Source organism: Pontimicrobium sp. MEBiC01747 (genome assembly GCF_053601635.1).
The window spans coordinates 1-10431 of sequence record NZ_JBSHNS010000206.1; the positions used below are offsets into that span (position 1 = coordinate 1).

A 10431-nucleotide genomic window follows, 5' to 3' on the forward strand; every position below is an offset into this window, starting at 1 on the left:
CCTCCATGGTTCATAGGGTGCCCTTCTATATCTTTAGCACCAAAATGCGTAACAATTTCATAGTTAGAAACTACTTTTGCGTTCGTGCGTTTTGCAATGGCTTCTACATCTAAAATATGGTCTTGATGTGCATGTGTTATTAAAATATAATCTGCCTTTAAATCATCAATTTTTATATGAGATGCTTTAGGGTTTCCGGTAATAAACGGGTCTACTAATATAGTTACATCGTTTATTTCTATTTGTAATGCTGCGTGGCCTAAAAATGTAATTTTCATGACTATTATTGTTTAAATGACTTATAATAAATGCCCTATTCCTAATAATAATGCTAGTGCTACTGTAGACAATGCTAGTTTTTTTAATTCAGGATCAAATTGTTTAGGAACAGTATTTTTTCTAACAAAATTTATATGTTTAAATAAGGGTATGTAAGCTATAAAAAATATGAGATTAAATGGTGATGTGTAATATAGAATGCCAAATAAAAAGGATAAAACGATAGCGCCTATTACTAATAGTAAATGGTATTGTTTTGCTTTTTGCTTTCCTAGCTTTACAGCTAGTGTTATTTTATTGGCTTTTGCATCGCTTTCTATATCTCTCATGTTATTAAGATTTAGCACGCCTGCACTCAACAAACCAATACTAATGGCTGGTAAAAATACAACATGATCTATTCGCTTTGCAAATAATATATAACAGCCTACTACACTAACTAAACCAAAAAAAATGAATACAAATACATCTCCTAAGCCTTTATAACCATAGGCTTTTTCTCCCATAGTATATTTCATTGCTGCAAATACAGACATTAATCCTAATGCCATAAAAAATAGAGCATATAATAAGTGTTTAACTCCAAATGAAGTATATATTAGGCTTATTGTTAATGTTATACTTAGTAATATATTAATTTTTATAGCCCCTAGCATTTGGTTTGGTGTAATTGCCCCACTTTGTAAAGCGCGTTCTGGCCCAATTCTATCATCATTATCGGTACCTTTAACGCCATCTCCATAATCGTTAGCTAGATTGGAAAGAATTTGAAAGCTTAGGGTTGTTAAAATTGCTAGGGTAAATATTTCCCAAGAGAACACTCCATTATATTCTGCTAGACATGCAGCTACAATAATTCCAGATATAGATAATGGTAATGTTCTTAGTCTAAAAGCAGATAACCATACAGAAAGTTGTTTCATATATTATAAGCCTAAGGAATCCATTGTTTTGGGAAGTTTGGCTTACGCTTTTCTAAAAAAGCATCTCGTCCTTCTTTTGCTTCATCTGTCATATAGGCTAAACGTGTTGCTTCTCCAGCAAATACTTGTTGTCCAACCATGCCATCGTCTGTTAAATTCATAGCAAATTTTAACATTTTAATAGAGGTAGGTGATTTTGCTAAAATCTCTTGAGCCCATTCATATGCAGTTGCTTCTAATTCTTCATGAGGAATAACTGCATTAACCATTCCCATTTCGTAAGCTTCTTGTGCAGAATAATTTCTTCCTAAAAAGAAAATCTCTCTTGCTTTTTTCTGTCCTACCATTTTTGCTAAATAGGCAGAGCCATATCCACCATCAAAACTAGTTACATCGGCATCTGTTTGCTTAAATATAGCATGTTCTTTACTCGCTAAAGTTAAATCGCATACAACATGCAAACTATGTCCTCCTCCAACGGCCCACCCTGGTACTACAGCAATAACTGCCTTTGGCATAAAACGAATTAAACGTTGTACTTCTAGTATATTTAAACGATGGTACCCATCTTCTCCAACATAGCCTTGATGACCTCTTGCTTTTTGATCGCCTCCAGAACAAAAGGAATATACGCCATCTTTAGTAGATGGGCCTTCGGCCGATAGTAATACAACTCCTATACTCGTATCTTCCTGTGCGTCATAAAATGCATCGTATAATTCCTTAGTAGTTTTTGGTCTAAATGCATTTCTTACATTAGGTCTATTAAAAGCTATTCGGGCTACTCCATTACATTTATTATATGTAATATCCTCATAGTCTTTAGCTTTTATCCATTTAATTTCACTCATTATAATTTCAAATTTTTGGAGCATAAAAATACGGAAAATAGAATTTATCCAACTATATTTTTAATCTTAATTGGTTGTTTTAAACAAAGTAAAAACAGGAATTACTCTCTATTTACGACTATACATTCAATCAACAGATTAAAACATAAAACACTAAAAACAAATGATTTACACATTATTATTTGTAAGTAAAATCTTCCACAAAATTACATTAATCGGTAAAATAACCTTTTAAACGATTTAATATTTCAATTATGAATTGCTAAACTAACAATACAATGTATGCATTGTAAATTTGTATACCCTCAAGATTATAGCTAAAAATATTAATTATTAAGACATTAGATATGACAATAAGAAATTCTAAAATATCGAACTTAATCGAAGATGTTTATTTATCTAAATACGGAAACTATTATTTTTTTAAAGACTTTATAGTTTCTGAAATTAATGAAGGTGTTGTTTTTACCTGGGAGGTTGCTCAAGATTTACTTCCTGCTATATTTAAACATTATGGAAAAACCCCCTCTTTATGCTACATTACAAATAGAGTAAATAATTACTCTGTAAACCCTGCTGATTGGTACAAGTTTTTTAATAGTAATAATAGGAGTTGTTTAAAAGGGTATGCTATGGTTACTTATACTGAAGCTGGTTGGGTAAACTCGGTTATAGAAAAATTATTTGTACAAACGGAAGTTGAAAATTTTAATAGTTTACAAAAGGCTATAAATTGGGTTAAGCAAATAAGTTTATAGTATTCTGTTTATGCACACACACAATTAAATCATTAAACAAGCTAGGAGTGATTTTGTTTTAAAAACTTATAAAAAAATCATATATAATTTATAGTGTAACACTGTAATATCCAAACGCCAAACATCTCTAATAAATGAAAATAGAAGACTCTAATTTAGCTGACTTCATTGAAGATATCCACATATCGGATAATGGAACTTATTATTTTTTTGAAAACTTTATCATTGCAGAAATAAATGAGGGTGTTACTTATACTTGGGATTCTGCTCAAGATGTTATAAAAGCTGTATTAGAGCATTATGGTGAAAATCCATCTGTTAGTTACATAACAAATAGGGTTAATAAATATGAAGTAAGGCCTTCTGATTGGTTAAAGTTTTTTAAAAACAGTTACTTTATAAATGGCTATGCTATTGTATCTTACACAGAAAGAGGCTGGATTAATGCCATTTTAGAGAAGTTTTTTTTATCTACAAAAGTAGAGTATTTTTCCAATTTATATGAAGCTGTTGAGTGGGCTAAAAAACTACCCAATAATAAAAATAAAACTAATAGCTTTTTAAGCTTTTAACTCAATTCTTATTTTTAGTTTATTTCTTTTTTATACTTTAGTGCATCTAATAAATGATACACTAAATTATGAAACATTCAATTTTACTCTCCCTTTTCTTTTTATTTTCCATTTCTATATTCTCTCAAGAGTACGACTTTAAAACAGTAATAGATTTAGATGCTACTGATGTTATTAGCCAAGGAAATACAGGAACTTGTTGGAGTTTTTCTACATCTTCGTTTTTAGAAAGTGAAATTATGAGGCTAACGGGAAAACAGATTGATTTATCTGAGATGTATACCGTTAGACAAACTTACCCTAAAAAGGCTTGGAACTATGTTATGAGACAAGGTAAAGCACAATTTAGTGAGGGAGGTTTAGCTCATGATGTTTTAAATAGTGTTGCAGAATATGGTTTGGTTCCTGTTAGTGCTTATTCTGGATTAAAAAATGATTCAAAAAAACATAACCACTCTAAAATGGTTAAAGATATTAAAGCTGTTTTAACTGCATACATTAAAGAGTCTAAAACAGATTGGAAACAAGAAACTAATGCTATTTTAGATGATGCTCTTGGTAAAAATGTTTCGACTTTTACTTACGAAGGTGTTGAGTACACACCTCTTACTTTTTTAGAAATGACAAAAATTAAAACGGAAGATTATGTTAACTTAACAAGTTTTACGCATAAACCGTTATATTCAAACTTTATATTAAATATTCCTGATAACTTTTCTAATGGTAGTTTTTATAATGTTTCGTTAGACGAATTAATTGATACAATAGATAATGCTTTAAAAAATGGATATACTATTGAGTTGGATTGTGATGTAAGTGAAAAAACATTTTCTGCCCAAAATAGTATTGCTGTGGTGCCACATAATGCTAGTGAAAATGAACGTGCATTAAAAAATACCGTTAAAGAGCTAGATATTACACCTGAGTTAAGACAACAAGAATTTGAAAATTACAACACTACAGATGATCATTTAATGCATATTACCGGATTAGTAAAAGACCAAAATGGTACTAAATATTATAAAGTAAAAAACTCTTGGGGTAAAATTGGTAAAGGTGGTTACATATACATGAGTGAAGCATACATGCGCTTAAAAACCATATCTATTACCCTACACAAGGATGCGTTAAAACCAACTTTAGCAAAAAAATTAAACTAGGTAGATTCCGTCTTTTTTAATAGTTATTAACTTTTGCTTGTATAAAGATCCTATAGCTTTTTTAAAATTCTTTTTACTCATCTGGAGCTGTTCTTTTATAGCTTCAGGTGATGATTTATCGTGCAACGGAAGGTAGTTTGAATTATCTTCTAGAGCTTTTAAAATTAACTCCGCATTTGGTTCTATATTTCTATATCCAATTTGTCCTAAAGTAATATCTATTTTATTTCCTGGACGTATTTTTTTCACAACGCCTTTAAGCTTATCTCCTACGCTTAAATCTTGAAAAATACTATCCTTATATATTAATCCAAAATGTTTATTATTTACAATAACATTCATACCAATATCACTAGGATGCGAAACAATAATATCTACTGTATCGAATTCTGAGACTGTTAGCTCTGCATTGTTTAAAAAGCGATTGGTTTTACTAGATGCTACCAAACGTTCTGTTTTCTCATCCATATAGCAGTGTACTAAATACCAACCTCCTTTTTTCATAGGAAAAACCTGCTCTTTAAATGGGCAAAACAGTTCTTTAACCAATCCCCAATCTAAAAATGCACCGTGTTTGGTTACATCGTTACATCTTAATACAGCAAATTCACCTACTGCAATATAAGGCGCATCTGTTGTTGCTATAATTCGCTCTTCGTTATCTAAATAAATAAAGACTTCTATAGTATCTCCAATTTCAAAATGTTCAGGTACATATCTATTGGGTAATAAAACTTCGTTCTCGTCTGCATCTCCTAGAAATAAACCTGGTTCTGTATCTCTTAAAATCTCTAAAGTATTGTATTGTCCTATATTTATCATTTTGCAAAGGTAGTAATATAAAAAAAGCGTTACAACTACATTGCAACGCTTTTATAAATTATAATTTTAAGCTTTTTATTAATTATAAATAGCTTCTTTTTTAAAGTGCTTAGCTAGTAAGTAGTATACTACAGCTCTATACTTTGTTCTGTTAGAACGTCCATATTTTTCCATAACATCGTCTATAGCTTTATCTAAATCTGCACTATCAGCTAGACCTAATTTTTTAATTAAAAAATTATTTTTTACTGTAGCCAATTCAGATTCATCTGTACCAGAAACAGTAGAAGAGTCTTTATTGTAAATTGATGGTCCACAACCAACTGTTACTTTAGTTAAAAAATCCATATCTGGTTCTACACCACACTTATCTTTTAAGTCTGCTGCGTATTTTACGATAAGCTCGTCACGTTTACTCATAATGTCTAAATTGTTTTAATTATTTATTGGTTACTAAATATACAAATTTTTTACGCCAATCATTTTTTAGTTAATTTTTTTTTTCGATATGATATCGATAAAAACCAAATAAAACGGGCAAACTACTTAATAACCTTGAAATAATCCAGTAAAATAGAATCATTAACTTCGCTAGGTGTAAATACTTCTAATAGTTTAGGTTTATTAGAATCTTCATAAAAATCGTATAAACTAGCAAGTAGATTTTTCTCTGTATTAGCCTTTAAATATTCAAACCCAAACATTTCACATAGGTGTGATGCATTTAAATCATGTTTAGTTTCAAAATAAGTATCAAAGTTTTCTGTGTTCTTATGTCCAGGAAGAATTCTAAAAATACCACCTCCTGAGTTATTTATAATTATAATTCTAAAATTTTTTGGGATGTAATTGTTCCACAGCGCATTACTATCGTAAAAGAAGCTTAAATCTCCTGTTATAAATACAGTTTGTTTACTAGAAACTATAGCTGCTCCAATTGCTGTACTTGTACTACCATCAATACCACTAGTCCCTCTATTACAAAAAACCTCTACTGTTTTATTAATATCGAACAGTTGTAAATACCGTATAGCAGAACTGTTACCTACTTGAAGTAATCTGTTATTTGGTATTGTCTTTAATACTATATTAAACACCTTAAAATCTGAAAAAGGAATTTGTTTTATGTATTCTTCGTGTTTAGTTCTTCTCGTTAGCATTACAGACTGCCAATACTTATTGTAAGTGCTATCTGTGGCTTTAATGTATTTAAAAAAATGATTGAAAAAATAATTTTCAGACATTATAAAGTGCTTACTTAACACATAAAAAGTATCATTCGCTCTCGTTTCACCTACATGCCAATGTTCTTTTGGTTGATAGTCTCTTAAAAATCGTTTTATTTTTTTTGAAACTACCAAGCCTCCAAAGGTTAACAGTATATCTGGTTTTAATTGTTCGAACTCGGTATCTGTTAATGGTGCTATTAATTTATCTATACTTGGAAAAAACGAGTTGTGATGCAAATTAGATGTTGTTTCCGTTAGTACTATAACACTATCGTCTTCTGCTAATTTATTTAAAAATTGTTGTTCTATGGTGTTTGGTGGGTTAACGCCTACTAAAATAAGTTTTCGCTTTGCTTTATTCCATAGTTTAGCAAATTCATTATAATCTTCATTAAGTATTTCTGGAGTTACTGGTTTTATAACTTGTGGTGTTACAGACAAAGTTTCTACTCTATCGTATAAAGGTTCTTCAAAAGGGATATTAATATGCACAGGCCCGTTTTGTATTAACGCTCTATTTAATGCTTTGTTTATCTCTACTTCGTTTTGTTCCTGAATACTTTGTTGTAATCCTAAATATTTTTCAAGTTTATTTTCTATACTTTTTATTATAGGCAATTCATTTTCATTGTCTTTAAACGTTTGGCCTTCTTTTAAATCTTGTTTTAAATTAGCAGAATATAGTATATGGTTTTTATAGATATTTTCTTGATTAATTGTTTGCCCATCTCCTATACCTACTAAATATTTAGGTCTATCTGCAGACAATACTACTAAAGGAATATTGCTATAATATGCTTCAGATATTGCGGGGTAATAATTTAACAGAGCACTACCAGATGAACATACTAAAGCTACAGGCATTTTGGTTTGTTGTGCTATTCCTAATGCAAAAAAACCAGCACAACGCTCATCTACTATGCTATAGCATTTAAAAAAAGAATCGTGAGTAAAACCTATGGTTAAAGGTGCGTTTCTGCTACCTGGAGATAATATTATATGTTTAATATTTTTAGCTTTACAAAGTGTTATTACTGTTTGAGCTAAAGGGATTTTAGGGTATATCATAGTTAAGATAAAATCTTATACCATTTGCTAATTAAAACTTCTAAAATTAAGTGTTAGTTGGTATCTTACAAAAATACGAAATATTATAAAATAGTTTTTACAGTTAGTGTTTTATTCACTGTTTCTTCCCATTCTTTTTCTGGAATAGAATCTTTGGTTATACCACCACCCACATATACTGTAACTTCAGTATCTGTATATTTCATGCAACGTAAGTTTACAAAAAGGTTTGTAACTGTTTTTAAAGTATTGTAGGCGTTATTTTCTACATTTCTCCTATTAGCATTTCGTGTTATATTTTCTTTAAGGTTTAACTCTCCTAAAAAACCTGTATAAAATTCACGATTATAATTTTCGTTCTCTAAAATAAATTGCTTGGCTTTAATTTTTGGCATTCCACAAACTGCTGGTGTTGGGTGTAATGCTAGTAGTACAGCTTTTAAGTTTTTTTTATCTTTTTCTAAAGTGCCTCGCAGTTCTGTTTTTATATGTAATAAGTTACCTGCTTTAAGTGTTTCTGTCTTGCCTATACTTAACTGCTTTACTAATGGTGTTATATTATCTACTATAAAATCTGTAACTAGTTTCTGCTCTACAGATTCTTTATTTCCCCAAATAACCTCTGTAGTGCCTTTATATTGTTGAGTTCCTGCCAAAGCCATTGTAGATAACTGGTTGCCTTGTACTTTTAATAATGTTTCTGGAGTTGCCCCAAGCCAAAGCCCTATTTTTGGGTGATACCAACAGTATACAAATGCTTTTTTATATTTATTTAAAAGCTTCTTTAATAATTGAATAGCATCTGTTTTTGAGGTCTTTACTTTTTCTTTTCTAGATATTACAACTTTTTTAAATGCATTGTCTGCAACTATTGTTTTTATTGCATTGTCTACTAAACTAATATGAAATAGTTTTGCTGGATTTATACTAGTTTCTGTTTCTGTTATTATTTCAGAAATATTACTTTCTAATGGATTAGAAATATACTTTGCTTCAATAACTTCGGAATTTTTTACAGGTATTAGTATAGTATCGTTTTCTGAATTAAATGGAGCAAATATAAATCCGCTATCATTAAAGTTTTCAGTTTTATATATTATATCATCATTTTGTAGCATAGCTTTTATAGAAATAGTATTAGGTTTTCTATATACTACAAAAGGTAATGCTTTTGTATAGTGAGTAGTAATGGCACTAAAAAATTGTTCTTGATCCATAACCTACTTTTTTGGCAGTGTTATGGTAGATAACTTACAAATAGATATTAAATTATTGTTATCATCGGTTATAGAAATATTTAATAATTGTGTTGTTCTTCCTTTATGTATAAAAGTAGATTTAGCATATACATAGCCTTCTTTAACACTTTTTAAATGGTTTGCTGTAATTTCTATACCTCTAACCATTGTATTTTTAGTATCTAAAAATAAATGGGAAGCAAAACTACCAACACTTTCTGCTAATGCTGCTGTTGCTCCTCCATGCAAAACTCCATCTGGTTGATAAACGCTAGAATTAACAGGCATTCTAGCTACAACAAAATCGTCACCATAATCTATAAACTCTATATTTAAGGTTTCCATTAATGTATTTTTACAAATTGCATTTGCTTTTGCTAAAATGGCTGCTTTAGATAATTGCATAGTAGTAAATATTTATTGAACTTTACACTGCGAAAATACAAAAAGCTAAACCTAAAATGAATACTACACTAAAAGAAATATCTTATAATACTACAAAGCCTTATGCGACTTTAAACACTCTTACAGAACATACAAAAACGGTATGGTTTGTTTGTCATGGTATGGGACATTTAAGTTATTATTTTTTAAGACATTTTAAGCATTTAAATCCAGATGAAAATTATATAATAGCGCCACAAGCACCAAGTTTATATTACCAAGGTACTGCTTTTAAGCATGTTGGTGCAAGTTGGCTAACTCGTGAAAACACAATAGCCGAAACCGAAAATATTATGTTATATTTTGATGCCATTTTAAAAACTGAAAACATACCTAATCATTTAAATTTAAATATACTAGGGTATTCTCAAGGTGTTAGTGTTGCCATGCGTTATGTTGCAAAAAGACAGTTACAGTGTTCTCAACTTATTTTACATTCTGGAGGAATTCCTAAAGAATTAGTGCCAGATGATTTTGAGTTTTTAAACACAAATGTTTCTTTAATTTATGGTACTAAAGATGAATACCTTAATGCCGAACGTATTGCTTATGAAACTGAAAGGGCTAATGCTTTATTTAAAAATAATGTAACTATTATTCCGTTTGATGGCACACATGAGGTTAATAATAGTATTATTACAAGTTTAGGTTAAATAATAATTATACGTGTATTATAAAACATTTTTTATGACTCCAACTTTAGAAAATAGTAGAGTAAAATTATCTCTTTTAAGTGTAGATAATTATACTCATTTAGTAGACATTGCTAAAGAGAAAGATCTTATTTATTACTCTCCTAGTGTAATTGCTTCTCCAAACCAATTAAAAACTTATGTTGAAACTGCCATTGCTGGTTTTAATAACAAAACTGTATTACCATTTATTATTTACGATAAAAAGAAGTTAGCTTATGCTGGTAGTACGCGTTTTGGGCTTATGGATTATAAAAATAAGGTTTTGCATATTGGATGGACTTGGTTAGGCAAGTCTTTTCAAGGTAGTGGTTTAAATACAAACATTAAATTTTTAATGTTACAATATGCTTTTGAAGTACTTCATTTTGAAAAAGTAGAGTTTCGTATAGATG

At 29.8% G+C, this 10431-nt stretch carries 13 protein-coding genes; 5 read left to right on the forward strand and 8 right to left on the reverse strand.

The genetic code is table 11. From position 1 onward, the window contains the following. The 3 genes from ACVC2P_RS06560 to ACVC2P_RS06570 all read right to left on the reverse strand — a co-directional run. Nucleotides 1-278, reverse strand: a 278-nt coding sequence (locus ACVC2P_RS06560) for an MBL fold metallo-hydrolase (RefSeq protein WP_452597675.1), incomplete at its 3' end; no start/stop codon positions are given. Between the two features lie 21 nt (nt 279-299). Then, on the reverse strand, nt 300-1202 hold the full coding sequence (gene menA, locus ACVC2P_RS06565) for a 1,4-dihydroxy-2-naphthoate octaprenyltransferase (RefSeq protein ID WP_452597676.1): 903 nt from the start codon (nt 1200-1202) through the stop codon (nt 300-302). Between the two features lie 11 nt (nt 1203-1213). Beyond that, nucleotides 1214-2053: a 1,4-dihydroxy-2-naphthoyl-CoA synthase gene (locus tag ACVC2P_RS06570; protein WP_452597677.1), complete on the reverse strand. Its 840-nt coding sequence runs from the start codon at nt 2051-2053 to the stop codon at nt 1214-1216. A gap of 347 nt (nt 2054-2400) precedes the next feature. Here ACVC2P_RS06570 and ACVC2P_RS06575 point away from each other — a divergent pair, with 347 nt between their 5' ends. From ACVC2P_RS06575 to ACVC2P_RS06585, 3 genes are all read left to right on the forward strand, one after another. Further along, nucleotides 2401-2811 (forward strand): hypothetical protein, encoded by a 411-nt coding sequence (locus tag ACVC2P_RS06575; RefSeq protein WP_452597678.1) that lies wholly within the window; start codon nt 2401-2403, stop codon nt 2809-2811. Between the two features lie 134 nt (nt 2812-2945). Then, nucleotides 2946-3383, forward strand: coding sequence for a hypothetical protein (locus tag ACVC2P_RS06580; protein ID WP_452597679.1), 438 nt, complete (start codon nt 2946-2948; stop codon nt 3381-3383). Nucleotides 3384-3451: 68 nt separating this feature from the next. Further along, a complete protein-coding gene (locus tag ACVC2P_RS06585) occupies nt 3452-4543 on the forward strand; it encodes a C1 family peptidase (RefSeq protein WP_452597680.1) in 1092 nt (363 codons plus the stop codon). Here the strand turns inward: ACVC2P_RS06585 and ACVC2P_RS06590 are convergent. From ACVC2P_RS06590 to ACVC2P_RS06610, 5 genes are all read right to left on the reverse strand, one after another. After that, nucleotides 4535-5365, reverse strand: coding sequence for a CvfB family protein (locus ACVC2P_RS06590; protein ID WP_452597681.1), 831 nt, complete (start codon nt 5363-5365; stop codon nt 4535-4537). The genes ACVC2P_RS06585 and ACVC2P_RS06590 overlap by 9 nt on opposite strands. Nucleotides 5366-5443: 78 nt before the next feature. Further along, nucleotides 5444-5785 carry a DUF2853 family protein gene (locus ACVC2P_RS06595; protein WP_452597682.1) on the reverse strand — a complete coding sequence of 114 codons (342 nt, stop codon included), beginning with the start codon at nt 5783-5785 and terminating at the stop codon, nt 5444-5446. A 122-nt stretch (nt 5786-5907) separates the two neighbouring features. Next, complete coding sequence (gene menD / locus ACVC2P_RS06600; protein WP_452597683.1) at nt 5908-7662, reverse strand: 2-succinyl-5-enolpyruvyl-6-hydroxy-3-cyclohexene-1-carboxylate synthase; 1755 nt, start codon at nt 7660-7662, stop codon at nt 5908-5910. An 83-nt stretch (nt 7663-7745) separates the two neighbouring features. Beyond that, entirely contained in the window at nt 7746-8879 is a 1134-nt protein-coding gene (locus ACVC2P_RS06605; RefSeq protein ID WP_452597684.1) for a chorismate-binding protein, read from the reverse strand. Nucleotides 8880-8882: 3 nt separating this feature from the next. Further along, nucleotides 8883-9305, reverse strand: a complete 423-nt coding sequence (locus ACVC2P_RS06610; RefSeq protein ID WP_452597685.1) for a PaaI family thioesterase — start codon at nt 9303-9305, stop codon at nt 8883-8885. Nucleotides 9306-9361: 56 nt separating this feature from the next. Here ACVC2P_RS06610 and ACVC2P_RS06615 point away from each other — a divergent pair, with 56 nt between their 5' ends. After that, nucleotides 9362-9997, forward strand: a complete 636-nt coding sequence (locus ACVC2P_RS06615) for an alpha/beta hydrolase (protein ID WP_452597686.1) — start codon at nt 9362-9364, stop codon at nt 9995-9997. Between the two features lie 34 nt (nt 9998-10031). After that, the coding region (locus ACVC2P_RS06620) for a GNAT family N-acetyltransferase (RefSeq protein WP_452597687.1) at nt 10032-10431 on the forward strand (400 nt) is incomplete at its 3' end.

Excerpts from the sequence above, each read along its gene's own strand:
- menA (WP_452597676.1), bottom strand. The coding sequence starts at position 1,202 with ATGAAACAACTTTCTGTATGGTTATCTGCTTTTAGACTAAGAACATTA.
- ACVC2P_RS06570 (WP_452597677.1), bottom strand. The coding sequence starts at position 2,053 with ATGAGTGAAATTAAATGGATAAAAGCTAAAGACTATGAGGATATTACA.
- ACVC2P_RS06575 (WP_452597678.1), top strand. The coding sequence starts at position 2,401 with ATGACAATAAGAAATTCTAAAATATCGAACTTAATCGAAGATGTTTAT.
- ACVC2P_RS06580 (WP_452597679.1), top strand. The coding sequence starts at position 2,946 with ATGAAAATAGAAGACTCTAATTTAGCTGACTTCATTGAAGATATCCAC.
- ACVC2P_RS06585 (WP_452597680.1), top strand. The coding sequence starts at position 3,452 with ATGAAACATTCAATTTTACTCTCCCTTTTCTTTTTATTTTCCATTTCT.
- ACVC2P_RS06590 (WP_452597681.1), bottom strand. The coding sequence starts at position 5,365 with ATGATAAATATAGGACAATACAATACTTTAGAGATTTTAAGAGATACA.
- ACVC2P_RS06595 (WP_452597682.1), bottom strand. The coding sequence starts at position 5,785 with ATGAGTAAACGTGACGAGCTTATCGTAAAATACGCAGCAGACTTAAAA.
- menD (WP_452597683.1), bottom strand. The coding sequence starts at position 7,662 with ATGATATACCCTAAAATCCCTTTAGCTCAAACAGTAATAACACTTTGT.
- ACVC2P_RS06605 (WP_452597684.1), bottom strand. The coding sequence starts at position 8,879 with ATGGATCAAGAACAATTTTTTAGTGCCATTACTACTCACTATACAAAA.
- ACVC2P_RS06610 (WP_452597685.1), bottom strand. The coding sequence starts at position 9,305 with ATGCAATTATCTAAAGCAGCCATTTTAGCAAAAGCAAATGCAATTTGT.
- ACVC2P_RS06615 (WP_452597686.1), top strand. The coding sequence starts at position 9,362 with ATGAATACTACACTAAAAGAAATATCTTATAATACTACAAAGCCTTAT.